Here is an 18,149-nt window from a genome sequence, read left to right as displayed (position 1 = left end):
CCGCGCCCCGTCAGGGTCCTGTCCATGTCTGAAATCTGGTGCAACGGCGGCTGGTTGCCTGCGGCGGGTTATCCCGGGAGCGCGCAGGACCGCGGTGCGTTTCTCGGCCTCGGTCTTTTCGAAACGATGCTCGGTCTCGATGGTTCGCTGGTTTTCGCGGATCGGCATGTTTCACGGCTCCGTAAAAGTGGTGAACGGTTCGGTTGGTTGTTGGATTTGCCGGACCTGCGGGAGATTGCCTCGGAGTTGCTGCTCAGAAACCGGCTCATCGAAGGGAAGGCGAGGCTGCGTCTCATCGTCACGGCCGGAAGCGGTCTTCACAACGATCTCACACCGGGGGCGGACCGGCTCATCTGGCTTTCCGCGTTTCCGGGTGGTGAGGTTCCGGAATCCATCCGCCTCTGCCTCTCGCCATGGCCGCGCAACGAACGTTCGCCGCTCGCCGGGTTGAAGACGGCATGTTATGCGGAGAACATGGTGGCCCTCAACCACGCCCGGCAGCTCGGCTTCGAAGAAACCGTTTTCCTCAATACGGCAGGCAATCTCTGTGAAACCGCGACAGCGAATCTTTTCCTCGTGAAGGATGGCGCGCTGCTCACCCCGTCATCCGACTCCGGCTGCCTGCCGGGGATCGGGCGCGAGGTATTGCTGGAAATCGCCGGAAGCCATGGGATTGCCACCGATGAGAGGACGCTCGGACCGGAGGATCTTTACGAGGCGGACGAGATCTTCATCAGCTCCTCGACCCGTGGGCCGGTGGCGGTTTCCCGCTTCGAGGATCGGGATCTCGTGGCGGGTCCTGTGACCCGCGCGCTTGGCATCGCATACGCGGAGGCGGTTGCCTTGGATGTGCGGCGGTGAGGGATACGGGAAGTGTCGCCGGCAGCACGGTGAAATCCGGAAGCGGGAACATGGGTTCGCAAAGCCGGCGCTCGATTATTTCCTTTATCCCACCGATCCGTTTCAGTCATGCTCCGCACACACCCATCGTAAAAACCATGTCACGCCCAGTCACCCTCTTCACCGGCCAGTGGGCCGATCTTTCCATCACCGAACTCGCACCGCTCGCCTATGAAATGGGCTACGACGGTCTGGAACTCGCCTGCTGGGGAGACCACTTCGACGTGGATGCCGCGCTCTCGAAAAAATCCTACGTCAAGGAGCGCTGGGAGCTGCTTTTCGACCACGGCCTCACCAGCTACGCCATCTCGAACCACCTCGTCGGCCAGGCGGTCTGCGACAACATCGACGAGCGTCACAAGTCCATCCTCTCACCGGAAATCTGGGGCAACGGTGACCCGGAAGGCGTCCGCAAGCGCGCCGCCAAGCAGATGATCGCCACCGCCAAGGCGGCGCGTCTCTTCTTCAACGCCAAGCCCGGCCGCGATGGCAAGGACGATTTCCCGGCGGTGGTGAACGGATTCACCGGCTCCTCCATCTGGCATTCCATCTACGCCTTCCCGCCGACCTCCCAGGAGTATTATGAAAAAGGCTTCAAGGACTTCGCCAAGCGCTGGCTGCCGATTCTCGACGCGTTTGAAAAAGTGGACGTGAATTTCGCCCTCGAAGTCCACCCGACCGAGATCGCGTTCGACATCGCCACCGCCCAACGCGCGCTCGCCGCCGTTGGAAACCACAAACGCTTCGGCTTCAATTACGATCCGTCCCACCTTGCCTACCAAGGCGTGGACTACGTGAAATTCATCCGCGACCTCGGCAACCGCATCTACCACGTCCACATGAAGGACGTGTGGTGGAACCATGGCGACGGCTCCGTCGGTGTCTTCGGCGGCCACACGAATTTCGGCGACGCCCGCCGCTACTGGGACTTCCGTTCTCTCGGCCACGGAGACATCGAGTTCGAGGACATCATCGTCGCGCTCAACGACACCGGCTACCGCGGACCTCTCTCGGTGGAATGGGAGGACATCCGCATGGACCGCGTGCACGGTGGCGAGGAAGCCGCCGCCTTCGTCCGTAGTGTGGATTTCCCGACGAGCAACATCGCGTTCGACGCCGCGTTCGACAAGGCGAACCAGTGAAGAGACCGTAACGGTCCGAATGGAAAGTTCCGGGCGTGAAGGGGGAATCTCCCTCACGTCCGGCATTGTCGATGTGTGCGGGGAGGCGGCAAGGCCATGCCTTTCCGACAAGGAATCAGAATGTCTTCCGCAGATGAGAAGGCAGGATGTTCAACTGCTCGCGGTATTTCGCGACGGTGCGGCGGGCAACCTTGATGCCTTGTTTGTCGAGAGCCTTCATCAGGAACTCGTCGGAAAGCGGCTTCGCGGGGTTTTCCGCAGCGACCAACTGCTGGATGGCCTCGCGGACCCCGGCGTTGGAAACCTCCGTGCCGTCGCTCGTCTGATAGCCGGTTGCGAAAAACGAGCGCATTTCCATCAACCCGTGCGGGGTGAAGACATATTTCCCGGCCACCGCCCGGGAAATGGTGGTCGCATGCAGGCTGAGCTCGTCGGCGATGTCGTTCATCGTCAGCGGGCGCAGGTGGCGCGGGCCTTTCGCGAGGAACGCGGGCTGGTGTTCGATAAGCTTGTGGGCGATGGCGAGGATGGTTTCCTGACGCAGCGAGATCGCGTGGATCAGGCTGCGTCCGTCGCGGATCTGGTCGCGCAGGAACTGGCGGGCCTTGGCATCCGTGCCGCTCTTCCCGATCATGTCCTTGTAGAAATCATTGATGCGGAGGTTCGGCAGATGCTCGCCGGTGAGGCGCGCATACCAGTTTCCATCATCGTCACGCTCGATGACGACGTCCGGCAGGATGTAGGGATTGCCGGTGGGATCAAACTCGCCACCGGGGTTGGGTGTCAGGCGGCCGATGCGCGAAGCCGCCTCGGCGATGCGCTCCACCGTGGTGCCGAGAGCGCGTGCGATCTGTGGATGACGTTTGCGGGCGAGGTCTTCCAGATGGTCCCGGACGATCTTGTATTCGATGGTTTCCTTTCCCGTCGTGCGCTCCAGCTGCAGCAGAAGGGACTCGGGGATGCCCGAGGCGCCAACGCCCGCAGGATCGAAGGACTGCACCAGGGTGAGCGCCGCGTCCATGTCTTTCGGCCGGATGTCGAGCCGGGTGGCGAGAGTGCGCGCGGGCAGGTCGAGGAAGCCGCGATCATCGAGATTTCCCAAAATGGCCTGGGCTGCCTCGCGGATTTCAGGATCGACCATCGAGAGGTCGAGCTGGTTCTGCAAATGCTGTTGAAGCGTTTCGGGGGCGACGATGGAGTCGTAGATCCGTTGGCGGCGTTCCTCGTCCTCGCTGGTCCAAGGTGAGCTTTTTCCGTCCATGATGGAACGGTCGCGCCAGTCGTCGTCGGTGTCATTCAGATAATCCAGCGAATCCGCTTCCTCGGGATCCGGACCCTCTTCGTCGAGGGAGATCACCTCGGTGATGTCCTCAAGAACCGGGTTCGTCTCCAGCGCCTGCTGGACAAGCTGGGTCAGTTCAAGGGTCCCGGCTTGGAGGATTTCCAAGCTCTTGCGCATCTGAGGCGCAAGCGTTTGCTGCTGTGAAAGGGACTGGTGGAGGTAGACGTCTGACATGGCGGGCAATTGTTGCCGCCGCTATGCTAGAAGGGTTGCTTAAAAAGCGAAGCAAAATTTGTGCCATTTGAAAAACTTTATCACTTGCGTTCTCCTTGAGCTATGAAACTGTGGTGATAATATCCCCCATAATTGCGCTGTTCGAAGGGATATTGGCCTCTCTTGTCTCAACGGCGTATGTCTGCGGAAATTTTTCAAATACCCAATTTCTCAGATCAGGCATTCGCTGGTCGCCCTATTTTTATCGTGCATGATTTCCCTCCCGTAATGCGGTTTGCAATGCGGGAGGGAGTCAAGAATACTCGGATCATTTGAAATAGCCCACACCCGCACTGAAGATCGGCTGGTGCTTTTCACCGGGGATGTTTTTCGCGACGGAAGCCCCGCTGCGCTCGGTGTGCGCCATTTTCCCGAAAACCCGGCCGCAGGGGCTGGTGATGCCCTCGATGGCGGCGAGCGAGCCGTTCGGGTTGACGGCGATGTCCATGGAGGGAACCCCATCGGCATCGCAATACTGGGTGGCGATCTGCCCGCTGGCGGCAAGTGCGGCGATGGCTTCCTGGCTGGCGAAGAATTTACCCTCGCCGTGGGAAACCGGGACACGGTGGATGTCGCCCACCTGGCTGTTCGCGAGCCATGGGGAGAGCGTGCTGATCACTTTGGTCCGCGCGTAACAGGAAATGTGGCGGCCGATGTGGTTGTGGACCAGGGTCGGGGCGTCTTCGGTGGCGGTGCGGATCTCGCCGTAGGGGACGAGTCCGGTTTTGACGAGGGCTTGGAAGCCGTTGCAGATACCGAGGATGAGACCGTCGCGGTTTTGCAGCAGATCCATGATGGCATCCGCCACGCGCGGGTTGCGGATGATGGTGGCGATGAATTTGGCGGAGCCGTCCGGTTCGTCACCCGCGCTGAAACCACCGGGGAACATGAGGATCTGGGACTGGCGGATCTGTGCGGCCAGAGCGGCGAGGGATTCCTCGATGTGTTTGGAAGTAAGGTTCCGGAATACAAGGATTTCAGCCTCGGCACCCGCCTCGCGGAAAGCTTTGGCGGAATCATATTCGCTGTTGGTGCCCGGGAAGGCGGGGATTACGACCTTGGGCCGGGCGATGGCGGAATCGCGCTTGCGGAGGGCAGGCTGTGGCGAAGGGGGCAAGTCCTGCATGGTATCCTGTTCCTTTTGCGTCGGATAAACCGGCTCCAGTGTTCCGGTCCATGCGGTTTCCAGTTCCGTGAGCGTGTGCGCTTCGCCGTTGAGAACGAGGGTCGCACTGTCTGTGGTCCTGCCCAGTTCGGCGGAGGAAAACTCGGCAGGCAGCGGCTCGGCGTGCTCGATGAGAAAGCCGAAATAACGCTCCGCCGAGAGATCGAGCGTGGTGTTGATCTCCGCTCCGATGTGGTTCCCGAACGCCATCTTCGCAAGCGCGGCGGCGATGCCGGGCTGTCCGATGTGGTGGAGGGAGAGGATCTTCCCGTCCGCGTTCAACTGGTGGAGTGATCCGGCGAGTGCTTTCAGTTCCTCGAAGTCCGGGAGCTGGTCGGCATCACGCGAGACCTGGACGAAGGAGAGCGTGGAGCCTGCTTTCTTGAACTCGGGAGAAAGCGCGAGTCCGGTTTTCCCCGGAGCGAGCGCGAAGGAAACCAGTGTGGGTGGCACGTCCAGTTCGTTGAAGGAGCCGGACATCGAGTCCTTGCCGCCGATGGCCGCGAGACGGAGCGAGTGCTGCGCCTGGTAGGCACCCAGCAGTGCCGCGAAAGGAAGTCCCCAGCGGGTGGCGTCGTTGCCGAGTTTAGGGAAATATTCCTGAAGCGTGAGGCGGATGTCGGAGAGGCGGGCTCCGGCGGCGACGGCCTTGCAGACGGATTCCGTGACGGCATAGAGCGCGCCGTGGAAGGGGGACCAGGAGGAAATGTCCGGGTTGAATCCCCAGCTCATGTAGGTGCAGACGTCGCTGTTCCCTTCCAGGAGCGGAAGCTTGGCGACCATCGCATCCGGGGGAGTGAGCTGGCGGTCACCGCCGAAGGGCCAGAGCACGGTGCCGGCACCGACGGAGCCGTCGAAGATTTCACCGAGGCCTTTTTGCGAGCAGATGTTGAGAGAGGAAAGGGTGTCAACCAATGGCTTGGCGGACGGCTCGGGCTGTTTGGAAATGCCGCCGACGTGGATCTTCGTGCTTTGCTGGACGCCGTTGGTGTCGAGGAAGGCGCGGGAGAGATTGACAATGGTCTTGCCACGCCAGTTCATCACGAGGCGGCCGCTGTCGGTGACGTTGGCGACGTGTTTGCACTCGAGGTTTTCCTTGTCGGACTCGGCGATGAACCAGGCGATTTCAGACGAGTCCACACAGATGGCCATGCGCTCCTGGGATTCAGAGATGGCGAGCTCGGTGCCGTCGAGTCCGTCGTATTTTTTCGAAACCGCATCGAGGTCGATTTCCAATGATGGAGCGATCTCGCCGATGGCCACGGAGATGCCGCCCGCGCCGAAGTCGTTGCAGATCTTGATTTTTTTCGTGAGTTCCGGATTGCGGAACAGGCGCTGGATCTTGCGCTCGGTAGGGGCGTCGCCCTTCTGGACTTCCGCGGAGTTTTCCAGCGCGGTGTCGGTGTGTTCCTTCGAGGAACCGGTGGCTCCACCTACGCCGTCGCGACCGGTGCGGCCGCCGATCAGGAGGATGACATCGCCCGGAGAAGGAGCCCCACGGAAGACCTGCGAACGCGGAGCGGCGGCGACGACGGCACCGATTTCCATACGCTTCGCGACGTAGCCGGGGTGATAGACTTCCGCCACCTGGCCGGTCGCGAGGCCGATCTGGTTGCCGTAGGAGGAATAACCCTTGGCCGCCACCTGGCAGATTTTTTTCTGGGGAAGTTTGCCGGGAAGGGTTTCGGAAAACGGCGTGAGAGGATCGGCCGCGCCGGTGACGCGCATGGCCTGATAGACGTAGGAACGGCCGGAGAGCGGATCACGGATGCATCCGCCAAGGCAGGTGGCCGCGCCGCCGAAGGGCTCGATCTCGGTGGGGTGGTTGTGCGTCTCGTTCTTGAACATCACCAGCCACTCCTCCTCTTCCTTTCCGTCGATGGAGACGGGGACGACGATGGAGGCGGCGTTGACTTCCTCGGAGACTTCGAGGTTGTCGAGTTCGCCGGATTTCTTCAGCTCGCGCATGCCGATGAGCGCGATGTCCATCAGGGTGACGGGCTTGTCCTCACGGCCCAGGTCCTTGCGGGCCTGTTGGTAGGTTTCCCATGCGCGTTGCACCGGCCCGGTGCCTTCGCCGAACGTGACCTCGTCGATTTTGGTGAGGAAGGTGGTGTGGCGGCAGTGGTCGGACCAGTAGGTGTCGAGCATGCGCAGCTCGGTAAGGCTCGGGTCGCGGTTTTCTTCGTCGCGGAAATAGGTCTGGCAGAAAACAACGTCCTCCACGGACATCGCGAGGCCGAGGTCTTTGCGAAGCGCGGCGGGATCCAGCGTGGCGAAACCCGTGAGGATCGCGACATCGGCCGGTTCGTGGGTGTTCGGCTCCAGCGATTCGGGAAGGTCCATCGATGCCTCGTGGGAGTCCACGGCATTGATGACGAAGGATTTCACACTTTTGATTTCGTCGGCCGTGAGAGTGCCTTGGAGCAGAATGATTTTCGCGGACGCGACGAGCGGACGCTCTTTTCCGGTCAGGATCTGCACGCACTGGGCTGCGGAGTCCGCACGCTGGTCGAACTGGCCGGGAAGGAATTCCACGGCGAAGGCGGTTTCATCTTCCCCGATGGCGAGCGTGCAGGAGGTGTCATCCACCTGTGGCTCGGAGAGGATCAGGCCCACCGCCGAGGTGAATTCCTCATCACTAAGTCCATCGACGTCATAGCGTTGCACGATGCGGACGGCTTTCAACCCGGGCAGCACCAGCGACTCGTGGAGGTCGTGGAGAAGGTGGCTGGCTTCGGCGTTGTGTCCGGCTTTTTTTTCGACGAAAATGCGATTCATGGGAGCGTGGTAGCGGCAGAGCTTGGGAAAGCACTGGATGCTAGGATACCGGACCGTGAGCGCAAGCGGAATGGCACGGCACCCCGGATGGGACACGCCGCGCGGTTTTATTTCGTTCCAGATTTTGCCGCCCGGCCTCGACGGCGGCGCCCGCCTGCGGAAGCATTCCAGATTTGTCTTGGGCCCATTAAAAATTTCATTAGATATCCAATCCGATGGTTCTCACTCGTCACTCATGGCTGGAAGTCCTCGCTGGTGCGGGCCTGGCGGTGTTGGCAGGGACGGGTGTGATCTCTTTCCGGTTGGCTGGCCGGCCGTTCACTTCCGGGCCTCCTTCCCCGACCGGTTCTTCCTCCGAGGTGAGGAATGTGCGGGGAACCATCGCCGATGAAATACCCCGGCATCTGCTGGCCCCGGAAAATGCGGTGCAACTGGCGAGGTGGATGGAAGATCACCCGGGTCAGGTGATGGATCAGATCGACGCCATGGAGGACAGGGAGCAGGCCGCTCTACTGACGAAGGCTCTGGTGAAATCCATCCAGGGCCCGCACTACGATCTTCTTTTGAACTGGCTGACCCGGCAGAGGGACAAACCTGTCGCCGCCTTGATTTTCCGAGGACTCATTCCGAGGTTGGCTGGTGAAAATCCGGAGCACTGTGTCGCCCTTGCGTTCGGACTCGGCGATGGAGAGGATGCCAGAAACGCCCGCGACGAATTATTCTTCTTTCTCCCGCTGGACCAGCGGATGCGTCTTCTAAACCAGCAGAACCCGGACGAGAGGGCATGGCTCATGAGTCGCAGGGCTTACGCCTTCGGAGACAGGGCACCGGACCTGTGCCTGCAGGTGATTCGGGATCTGCCGAAGTCCGAACATGCCGGGCAGGCGCTGGAGGGGCTGATGAAAGTCTGGGCGGGCGGGGCGAATGTGTGGCATCTGGCGGACCCTGTGTCCGCCGTGAAGGGCGTGATGACTATTCCGGACGCGGAGATGAAGGAGAATGGACTGCGGGTGGCCATGTCCGAGTGGACGAGAACCGATCCCGATCTTGCGGCGAAGTGGGTGAACCTGCTTCCCTCCGGGCCGGATCGCGATGCTGCCATCGGGGGAATGGTGAACAGCCTTGCGGTGAAAGACCCCGAGCGTGCGATGGAGTGGGCGGGGACCATCACGGACGAGGCGTCGCGCTCCAAGGCAATGGGGCACATCAGGCGGACGGTTTCAGACAAGGGGAGGGAGGCGCAATGAATGCTCCTCTCATGAGGAAGATGAAAATCGTGGCGGCCGCCCTTGGTGTCGGCGGTCTCGCCGGGGGATTGGTTCCGCTTCCGGACCGGGTGGAAGCAAGTGAAGTCCGGGTCACACCCGACCGCTCGCGTCAAAGCGCCCCTCCCGGTCTCGCGGGAAAGATAGAGGTGCCGGAGCAGATCACCACCGCATGGGCCGCCGGCTGTGCGAAATCACGGCCGGACGAGTTTTTCCGCTGGTTGGTCAAGGCGGATCCGCAGCCGGATTTGGAGATCGTTGCGGCGTTTTTTCAAGAATGGATCCGGCGCGATCCCGACTCCGCCTACCGTGCCGCCTTGTCGCTGCCGGGGCGCTTCGGTTTCAGAGAAAACCGTTTTTTCGTCCTCGAGCTCCAGGAGCTTTTCAAACGCGACCCCTTGGCCGCCCTCCGCTGGTGCGGCAGGATCGAGGGCATCATCGGCGACGGCCCCGTCATGAATCACAGCAAGGATGTGGCGGAAAAACAATTCCCTCGTCTCGATCCGGAGGAAGTCCGGTCTCTGCTCAACCGAGCCCGGGTGGGAAGCGCCACCGTGTGGATGGCGGATGCCTATGCGCAATGGCTCGCCGACAGTGATCCCCGGGCCGCCATCCGGTGGGGGGAGTCGCTGAATGTGGAATTCCAAACCACCATCCTGCCGATGGTCTTCCTCCGCTGGGCGGAACAGGATCCGAAGGCGGCGATGGAATACATCAGGAACGCGCCTTCCCACATCAGGCAATACGCGGCACTTTTCGCCATGCCCGCCGGATCCGCTGCCGAGATTTTCACGGGTATGAAATGGCTCGAACAGGAGATGGGGATTTCCTCATACGCGGGTATCAACAATCTCATGGGCAGGCTGTATGGGAAGGACGAGAAAGCGGCTCAGGATTACGTGGTTTCGTTGGAGCCGGGCGGGCAGCGGGAGGCCGCCGTGCGGGGGCTTGCGGAAGCGGCGTGTGGTCGCCCGGAGACCGTGCTTTCCCTCGTCGTGAATCTCCCGGATGAGTTGCAGTTGGAAGCGACAAACTCGGCATTCCTGACAAGGATGCCCGGGTGGTATCCTGATTTTCTGAAACCTCTCGCGGATGGTTCCGTCAGCGAGGCCAACATGGAAAACTACATCCATCAGCTGGCCATCTTTCTGGATGGTGAGACCGGCACCTCGTTCGCGAGAAAAACCGTAACGTGGAAGATAACGGACATGCCGGAGGTGCTCGGCCAGACCCAGGATTGGCTCAAGGACAATCCCGGCCCGAACCGCGACCGGTTCATCCGGGACGCCCATGGGGTGCTCAAGGAAAATCCGGAACTCAGGGACCGGGTTTTCGAAAAGATTCCTGCCGATGAATTGAAACGGATCTTGGAAAACTAGGGGTATCCCAGCCTCGCAACGGTCCGGATCGTCCTGTCCGGAAAACCGATCCTCTTCAAACCGAGCGGCTCAGCGCCCGCTGGTGCAGTTCCTCCAATGCTGATGCGGAGATCGGGGTCGGATCCGGATATTCGAAAATATTTCCCTCGAAGTTCCGCAGAGTGACCTTGCCCGCGGCCGCGTCCACGACGTAGTTCGGGTTGATGGGGATTTTTCCACCGCCACCGGGGCCGTCGATGACGAACTGTGGGATGGCGTAGCCCGTGGTGTGGCCACGCAGTCCTTCGATGATGGAAACTCCTTCGGCAACCGAGGTCCGCAGGTGGGAGGAACCGGTGATGAGGTCGCACTGATAGAGATAGTATGGCCGCACGCGGCACATGAGCAGCTTGTGGACGAGGGCCTTCTGAACCTCCACGCTGTCGTTCACCCCGCGCAGCAGCACGCTCTGGTTGCCGAGCGGGATGCCGGCGTCGGCGAGGCGGCCGAGGGCGTCGCGGACTTCGGTGGTGAGTTCGCGCGGGTGGTTCGTGTGGACGGAAATGAAAAGCGGGTGGTGCTTCTTCAGCATCGCGCACAACTCCGGGGTGATGCGCTGGGGCAGGAAGATCGGAATCCGCGAGCCGATGCGCACGAACTGGATGTGAGGGATGGATCTCAGACGGGTGAGGATCTTGTCCAGCCGGTCGTCCGAAAAGAGCAGGGGATCGCCACCGGAAAGCAGGACATCGCGGACTTCCGTGTGTTGTTCCAGGTATTTGAATGCGGGTTCCCATTGCGTTTCGAGATGTTGCTCACCCACACCGGATACCACCCGCGAGCGCGTGCAGTAGCGGCAGTAGGACGCGCAGCGGTCCGTCACGAGAAACAGCACGCGGTCCGGATAGCGATGCACGAGGCCCGGAACCGGCATGTGGGAATCCTCACCACACGGGTCCGCCATTTCTTCGGGAGCGGTCCAGCCTTCATCAATGCGCGGGATGATCTGCCTCCGGATCGGGCAGTTCGGATCATCGCGGTCGATGAGGTTGAAAAAGTGCGGCGTGATGGCCATCGCCAGCTTGGTCCCCGCCAGCAGGACGCCCGCGCGCTCCTCGTCGGTGAGATTCAGCCGGGCATCAAGATCCGCGAGAGAGTCCACGCGGTTTCTGAGCTGCCAGCGGTGGTCATGCCAGTTTTCCGTTGCCTCTTCCGACCAGTAGCCGGGCGCGTGGGAGATGAAGGCGGGATCGAGATCGGTGGGACGCATGGGATTGTAGGCCGCAGACACGGTGACAGTTTGATTTTGGACCGCATCCGCAAATCCGCAACCCATAATGTTACTTTTAAAATTTCTTATTTGGAGGCGCAGCGGCGGACCAGCTCGATGAGGCGGCCCGTGGACGCGGCCACTGTCGGGGCGAAGGGAAGCTTGTCATCCTTATCGTCGGCGGTCGGCATCGCGCGGGTGGCCACGCGGACCGCTGGCAAATCCATTTCAAAGAGCGTGCTGGCCAGATCCGTATCATCCCCCAGGCAAACCACTTCCGCACCGTAAACGGACCCCAGGCCTGAAACGAGCGCCAAGGGGGCGGCGGAAACATCACGTGATGTCAGCCACAACGATTCACCCGATCCCATCGCTTCCACACAGAGCACGGCATGGGGAGCACCGGCGGCTTTTATCACTTCGTGGAGTTTCGCGGCGGTTTCCAACACGGGGGATTCGCTGTCATTCACATGGGGAAGGAACAGGAAATGGATGGGGGAGAGAGGTTTGTCCCGGGCGGTCGCTTGCGCGGCGGCGAGGGTGGAGGCGAGTCCGGTGGCATTCGCTTCCGCTCCGCGCGACCCGGCACGGCTGTCGTAGGAGGTGAGCACCCATACCGGCGGCCGGTCGGATTTCTGGCCTTGGATCGTCACCTGGAGCAGCGGCCAATCCGCCGGGCCACGGTGTTTTTTCACGGTGTATCCCGTGTTCGAAGGGCCGAGCAGTCCTTCGATCATGGACGACGTCCGGGACAAGGCCGCCGCGGCGGTTTCGGACGACGTGTTCCGCTCGCCGATCACTTCCACGAATTTCTTCAGGTCATCCGCGATCAGTTCGGAAGAGACGGCTTTCACGAACCGTTCCTGTTCCACCTGCGCTTCTTTTTTTTCCCGGTGGAAATAATACCACAGCGCTCCGCCACCGGAGGCGAGCAACCACACGGGAAGCAGGACGAGAAAAAGGGTGACGGCGACGGGCCGTTTTTTCAACTCGCTCATCTCCTATTCCTTGTGGGCGCTGTCTTCGATCAGTGGAACGGCGGTCTCATCCTCCGAGTCCACCTCGACTTCGATCTCCTTGCGCAGCTTTTGGGAGATCCAAGGCCGCACCAGTCCATACAGCAGGAACATGCTGAAAAGCACCACCGGCATCACGTAACGGAACAACACCGTGGCGAAAACGAGCAGCATCGCGATGACGATGGCACCCAGGGTGCCGCGTGTCTTCCAATCCACCTTCTTGAAACTGGGGTAACGCACATCGCTGATCATCAGGAGGGAAAGCCCGAGCATCGCACCTGCCAAAACGTATTTCCACAAGCCGAGTTCGTGGTCGTTCTCGTGAAGATCGATGATCAGGAACGTCAGCGACGCGATGAACCCGGCCGCCATCGGAATCGGAAGGCCGCGGAAATCGGTCGAGGCACCGGGCTTTTTCGGCAGGGCGGCGAGGCAGTTGAATCTCGCGAGGCGCAGGGCTCCGCAGACCAGATAGATCAAGGCGATCGCCCAGCCGATGTTGCCCAGCGGATAAAGCACCGCGCGGGAGAGCAGCATGGCGGGAGCCATGCCGAAGGAAATGATGTCCGCCAGAGAGTCGAATTCCCGGCCGAACGGTGATTCCTGCCCACCCAGCCGTGCCAGCCGCCCGTCCAACAGGTCGAACAAACAGGAGCCGAAGATCAGCAGGATCGCATACTCATAATAGCGTTTTGAGATTTCGAAATATTGCTTGGCGGAAAGCAGTCCGTCTCCGGAGTTCTTCTGCACCTCGATGAGGCCGATGACGATCATCACGACGGCGAAAAATCCGCACGCCAGATTGAGTGCCGTCATCAGGTTCGGCAAAAAGTAGATTTTTGGTTCGTCAGGATCGCGTTCCCTCGGCATGCGGTAGTCTATTCCACGACTTGCCATCAGTAAACAGCGCAAAGTATGCAAGATTTCAACCGGTCCCGGATGAGGGTTATTTGCTTCCAGCGATCATTGTGGCAGGTTTATCTTCAAGAAGACCGACATGCCAACCCGTGCTTCAAAGATCGCCAGCTCGCTCAAGCAGATCGGGGACATCCATGTGAATGACGTGGACCTGCGCGGACTGCTGAACACCGACATCGAAGAACTGGAAATCTCGCGTTCCCTCCGCCGCCTTGGCCGGATCCGTGTGACGGACTGGGAGTTCAGCGACGTGTTGCCTGCGGTGAAGAAGGTGGCGAACCAGGAGGTTCATGTGATGGACTTCCTCAGGCGCACCGCCAATTACAAGGTGATGGACTGGGATTTCCGAGTGTCCGGCACGGAGGGCAGCCGGAAACCTGAGGAGGAAATCACCGATTCCCCTGAAATCCGGGCGCTGATCGTCCGATTGAAGGGTTTCCTGCAATATTTGGTGCTCCATCTCGTCGAGAAACCGGAACTCGCACGGATAAGGGTTTCCCCATTGCAACCACGCGGCCTGAGATTCAGGCTCGTTCTGGTGAAAAAAGATGTCTCGACGCTCATCGGCAGGGAGGGACAGACGGCTGCGGCCATCCGCGGCATGATGAAGGCCGCCGCCCGCAGCCACGGGGTCGACATCCTGCTGCAGATCCACTCGCATGAAGAAGAGGCGGATGACCGCTGATCCGGGATAGCGGGGTTGTTTTCAAACGAACCGTGGTTCACACTCCTCCCATGCAAGTCTCCGAACTGACGACCGATTCACCGATGGGGCAGATCATGGAAGCCCTGCCGGGGGCCAAGCGGGCGATCTTCGCCCGCTACCACCTGGGGGGGTGCCAGAGCTGCGCGTTCTCGAACGAGGAAACGCTGGCGGAACTCAGCGCCCGCTCGGAAATTCCGGCGGACGAGGTGCTGAAACATCTGCTCGCCAGCCATGTGCATGATTCCGAAATGCTGATGGAGCCAGCCGTGGCGAAGGAGGAGATTTCCACCCTGCGCCTCATCGACCTTCGCACCCGCGAGGAGCACGAGGCCGTCGTCATCGCGGGGTCCGAGTTCTTCACCCAGGAACTCCAGCAAAAGCTCTTCGCCGGGGATTCGGATGCCCGGATCCTGCTCTACGACCACAGTGGGAAGAATGTCCTGGATCAGGTGGCCTGGTTCCGGGGACACGGACTCAAGCAGACCTACGGGCTGCGTGGCGGCATCGATGCCTGGAGCAGGGAAGCGGACCCGTCCGTGCAGCGCTACCGGCTGGAAATGGACTGAGGCGGGAGAACGTCATTCCCACGTTTCAAAGTTCCATCTTGCATCCAACCGCCAGAATCCCGAACCTCCGCGCCTCTACCATGCAGCTCCTCGAATTCGAAAAACCGGCAGCCGATCTTGAACGCGAACTCGAGAAACTTCGTACGAAGTCCGCTTCGCAAAACATCGACATGTCCGCGGAGATCTCCATCATGGAGAACAAGCTCGCCGAGACGAAGGCGCAGATTTACAAAAACCTAACCCCGTGGCAGCGTGTCCAGATCGCCCGTCACACGAACCGTCCGTTCATGCTCGACTACGTTTCCCTCGCATTCACGGATTTTTGTGAACTCCACGGAGACCGCCACATTGGCGATGACGCATCCATGCCGGGTGGATTCGCCCGCATCGGCGGCCAGCGGGTGGTGGTCATCGGCCATCAGAAGGGGCGCGACACCAAGGAAAATCTCAAACGCAACTTCGGCAGCGCGCACCCTGAAGGCTACCGCAAGGCATTGCGCCTGATGAAGATCGCTGAAAAATTCGGCCTTCCGGTCATCACCATGATCGATACTCCCGGCGCCTTCCCGGGCATCGGCGCGGAGGAGCGGAACATCGCCGAAGCCATCGCGTTCAATCTCCGGGAAATGATGCTGCTGAAAGTCCCGGTCATCGCCATCGTCCTCGGTGAGGGCGGTTCCGGCGGTGCCCTCGGCATCGGCGTCGCCGATCGCGTCATCATGATGGAGAACGCGTACTACTCCGTCATCAGCCCGGAAGGATGCGCGGCCATTCTCTGGAAGCACCGCAAGCACGCTCCGGAAGCCGCGGAAGCCATGAAACTCGTTGCTCCGGACCTGAAGAAACTCGGCCTCATCGACGACGTGATCGACGAGCCCACCGGCGGCGCGCACAACGACCACCAGGCCACGGCGGAAGCCTTCCGCGACAAGGTCCTTTCCCACATCGCCGAGCTGTCCAAGCTGGGCACGGAGCAACTCCTCAACGAACGCTACGAGAAATTCCGCGCCTTCGGCGAGTGGCAGGGGAAAGAATGAGCCAAAGTTCCCCGTATCCCGCGCGCGATGTTGCAAAAAGCACGCCGCCAATTTTCCATTTTACCCAAAAAAATACCATATCATGTCGATCAAAGTAGGAGTCATCGGAGCAGGCGGAATGTTGCAATACCACGCCGCGGGTTTTCGCCAGGCAGGAGCTGAAATCGTGGCCGTCGCCGATCCCGCACCCGGTGCCGCCGCACGTGCCACGGAGAAGTGGGGCATCGCGAACGCTTACGAGTCCGTCGATGCCATGCTGGCCGAATGCGCGGAACTCGATGCCGTCAGCATTATCGTGCCGAACAAGTTCCACGCACCGCTCGCGCTCCAGTGTCTCAAGGCTGGAAAACACGTTTTCTGTGAAAAACCACCCGCCCTCAAGGCTGCGGAGGTCGAGGAAATGATCGCCGTCGCCGATTCGGTGGGCAAGAAGCTGATGTTCAACTTCAACAACCGCGCCCGCCCCGAGTCCCAGGCGATGAAGGGCTATTGCGACGACGGAACCGTCGGCTCGATCAACTCCGCCCAGGCGAAGTGGATCCGCCGCACCGGAATTCCGGGCTTCGGCGGTTGGTTCACCACCAAGGAACTCTCCGGCGGTGGCGCGGTCATCGACCTGCTCCACATGATCGATCTCGCCCTGTATTTCATGGGTTACCCCGAGCCCGCGCACGTGCTTGCGAACACCTTCGACACCTTCATCACCGACAGGGGATTCAAGGGTCCTTGGGGCATCCCCGACCGTGCCGATGGCACGAACAACGTCGAGGCCGCCGCCCACGGATTCGTCACCTTCAAGACCGGCCAGGTCCTCACGCTGCAGGTCTCCTGGGCGGAGATGGTCAAGCGCGAGGAAGTCTCCGTCGTCTTCCAAGGCACCAAGGCCGGTGGCAAGGTGGAGCGCCTTTTCGGTCGCGACGGTTTGGATGAAACCGCCATCGACACCTGCGAACTCTACGTCCAGGAAAACGGCAACAGCGTGAACCGCACCATCGTCACCCCGGCGTGTGAGGACATGGGCCGCAGCAATTCCGCCCGCAACTTCATCGAAGCGATCGAAGGCAAGGCCGCCGCGCTCAATACCCCGGACCAGGCGCACAAGCTGATGAAGATCATCGACGCGCTCTACGAGTCCGCCGCTTCCGGCAAGCCTGTCTCGATCTGATTCCTCACACCCAACCAAGAACCCAACTTCCTCATGACCCGCAAACTCCGCATGGGCATGGTCGGTGGTGGACGCGGTGCCTTCATCGGCGCCGTCCACCGCATGGCTGCGAACCTCGACGGGAAAATCGAACTCGTCGCCGGTTGCTTCTCGTCGAACGCCGAGAAATCCAAGCTCTCCGGCGAGGATTTTTTCCTCGACCCATCGCGGGTTTACACCTCTTACACGGAGATGGCGAAGACCGAAGGCGCGCTGCCGCTGGGCGAGCGCATCGACTTCGTCAGCATCGTCACCCGGAATGACCTGCATTTCCCGGTGGCGAAGGCCTTCCTCGAAGCGGGAATCCACATCGTCTGTGAAAAGCCGATGGCGTTTTCGCTCGCGGAAGCGAAGGAGTTGAAAAAGATCGTCGTCGAGTCCGGCCTCGTCTTCGCCCTCACGCACAACTACACGGGATACCCGATGGTCAAGGAAGCGCGGGCGATGGTGAAGGCAGGGAAGCTGGGCCGCATCCTGAAAATCGTCGCCGAGTATCCGCAGGGATACGCCGTCGGCGCGATCAAGCAGCAGGCGGACGGAGCGATTTCCAACTGGCGCATGGACCCGAGCGTGGCGGGTGTCTCGAACTGCATCGGTGACATCGGCTCCCATGCGGAGAACCTCGCCCGCTACATCACCGGTCTCGAACTCGAGGAAATCGCCGCGGATCTCAACACCTTCATCCCCGGCCGCACGCTGGATGACGACGGCAGCATGCTCGTCCGTTACGAAGGTGGCGCCCGCGGGGTTCTCTTCGCCTCGCAGATTTCCACGGGCGATGAGAACAACCTGAACATCCGCGTTTACGGTGAGGATGCGTCCATCGAGTGGCACCAGGAGCACCCGAACGAACTCATCGTGAAATTCGCCGACGCTCCCCGCCAGGTCTGGCGCCGGGGCAACAGCTACAACGGCCCGGAAGCCGCGAAATACACACGGCTTCCATTCGGCCATCCGGAAGCGTTCATCGAAGCCTTCGCGAACGTCTACCTTGCGGCCACGGAGGCGATTTCAGACCACCTCGCGGGCAATTATCCCCGCGCCGAGGGCTACGATTTCCCGGATGTCGATGATGGTGTGGAGGGTATGGCGTTCATCGAAGCCGCCGTCGCGTCCTCCAAGGAGAACGCCGCTTGGAAGCCCGTCCACGGAGCCTGAAACCGGGAGCGCGGAATTCATTCCGCGCGAAAGGCTTTGCGTGAGTCTCGGTAGCCCATAGGACCCATAGGACCTCGATTCGCGCGGAATGGACTGCCGCGCTCC

General features: G+C 60.9%; 14 protein-coding genes. 9 read left to right on the top strand and 5 right to left on the bottom strand.

What is annotated here, in order from left to right:
* Positions 1-24: 24 nt before the first annotated feature.
* Together JIN84_RS21245 and JIN84_RS21240 are read left to right on the top strand one after the other, a co-directional pair.
* Positions 25-861 (top strand): aminotransferase class IV, encoded by an 837-nt coding sequence (locus JIN84_RS21245; protein WP_200353112.1) that lies wholly within the window; start codon positions 25-27, stop codon positions 859-861.
* A 137-nt stretch (positions 862-998) separates the two neighbouring features.
* The gene (locus tag JIN84_RS21240; protein WP_200353111.1) at positions 999-2,042 is read left to right on the top strand and encodes a sugar phosphate isomerase/epimerase family protein; all 1,044 of its coding nucleotides are present in this window, start codon (positions 999-1,001) and stop codon (positions 2,040-2,042) included.
* Between the two features lie 115 nt (positions 2,043-2,157).
* Here JIN84_RS21240 and rpoN read toward each other — a convergent pair whose 3' ends face one another.
* Positions 2,158-3,558, bottom strand: a complete 1,401-nt coding sequence (gene rpoN / locus JIN84_RS21235) for an RNA polymerase factor sigma-54 (RefSeq protein ID WP_200353110.1) — start codon at positions 3,556-3,558, stop codon at positions 2,158-2,160.
* Positions 3,559-3,865: 307 nt separating this feature from the next.
* Entirely contained in the window at positions 3,866-7,543 is a 3,678-nt protein-coding gene (locus JIN84_RS21230) for a phosphoribosylformylglycinamidine synthase (protein WP_200353109.1), read from the bottom strand.
* 215 nt (positions 7,544-7,758) lie between these two features.
* Between JIN84_RS21230 and JIN84_RS21225 the strand changes: the two genes are divergently transcribed.
* Both JIN84_RS21225 and JIN84_RS21220 read left to right on the top strand, forming a co-directional pair.
* Positions 7,759-8,790 (top strand): hypothetical protein, encoded by a 1,032-nt coding sequence (locus tag JIN84_RS21225; protein WP_200353108.1) that lies wholly within the window; start codon positions 7,759-7,761, stop codon positions 8,788-8,790.
* A gap of 11 nt (positions 8,791-8,801) precedes the next feature.
* Complete coding sequence (locus JIN84_RS21220) at positions 8,802-10,187, top strand: hypothetical protein (RefSeq protein ID WP_200353107.1); 1,386 nt, start codon at positions 8,802-8,804, stop codon at positions 10,185-10,187.
* Positions 10,188-10,242: 55 nt separating this feature from the next.
* Here the strand turns inward: JIN84_RS21220 and JIN84_RS21215 are convergent, their stop codons facing one another.
* From JIN84_RS21215 to pssA, 3 genes are all read right to left on the bottom strand, one after another.
* Positions 10,243-11,436: a KamA family radical SAM protein gene (locus tag JIN84_RS21215; RefSeq protein WP_200353432.1), complete on the bottom strand. Its 1,194-nt coding sequence runs from the start codon at positions 11,434-11,436 to the stop codon at positions 10,243-10,245.
* 86 nt (positions 11,437-11,522) lie between these two features.
* Positions 11,523-12,434, bottom strand: coding sequence for a zinc-binding metallopeptidase family protein (locus JIN84_RS21210; RefSeq protein WP_200353106.1), 912 nt, complete (start codon positions 12,432-12,434; stop codon positions 11,523-11,525).
* 3 nt (positions 12,435-12,437) lie between these two features.
* A complete protein-coding gene (pssA, locus tag JIN84_RS21205; RefSeq protein WP_200353105.1) occupies positions 12,438-13,325 on the bottom strand; it encodes a CDP-diacylglycerol--serine O-phosphatidyltransferase in 888 nt (295 codons plus the stop codon).
* Between the two features lie 127 nt (positions 13,326-13,452).
* On the opposite strand from pssA, the gene JIN84_RS21200 reads away from it, so the two are divergent.
* The 5 genes from JIN84_RS21200 (at position 13,453) to JIN84_RS21180 (ending at position 18,044) form a co-directional block, all read left to right on the top strand.
* Positions 13,453-14,058 (top strand): KH domain-containing protein, encoded by a 606-nt coding sequence (locus JIN84_RS21200; protein WP_200353104.1) that lies wholly within the window; start codon positions 13,453-13,455, stop codon positions 14,056-14,058.
* A 50-nt stretch (positions 14,059-14,108) separates the two neighbouring features.
* Positions 14,109-14,645 carry a rhodanese-like domain-containing protein gene (locus tag JIN84_RS21195; RefSeq protein ID WP_200353103.1) on the top strand — a complete coding sequence of 179 codons (537 nt, stop codon included), beginning with the start codon at positions 14,109-14,111 and terminating at the stop codon, positions 14,643-14,645.
* 80 nt (positions 14,646-14,725) lie between these two features.
* A complete protein-coding gene (locus JIN84_RS21190) occupies positions 14,726-15,682 on the top strand; it encodes an acetyl-CoA carboxylase carboxyltransferase subunit alpha (protein ID WP_200353102.1) in 957 nt (318 codons plus the stop codon).
* A gap of 82 nt (positions 15,683-15,764) precedes the next feature.
* Positions 15,765-16,847 (top strand): Gfo/Idh/MocA family protein, encoded by a 1,083-nt coding sequence (locus JIN84_RS21185; RefSeq protein WP_200353101.1) that lies wholly within the window; start codon positions 15,765-15,767, stop codon positions 16,845-16,847.
* Positions 16,848-16,880: 33 nt separating this feature from the next.
* Positions 16,881-18,044, top strand: coding sequence for a Gfo/Idh/MocA family protein (locus JIN84_RS21180; RefSeq protein ID WP_200353100.1), 1,164 nt, complete (start codon positions 16,881-16,883; stop codon positions 18,042-18,044).
* The last annotated feature ends 105 nt before the right edge of the window (positions 18,045-18,149 follow it).

Origin of the sequence: Luteolibacter yonseiensis (assembly GCF_016595465.1) — a bacterium.
Lineage (GTDB): Bacteria > Verrucomicrobiota > Verrucomicrobiia > Verrucomicrobiales > Akkermansiaceae > Luteolibacter > Luteolibacter yonseiensis.
Note: the sequence above shows the minus strand (reverse complement) of the source record. Positions and strands in the feature narration are given on the sequence as shown.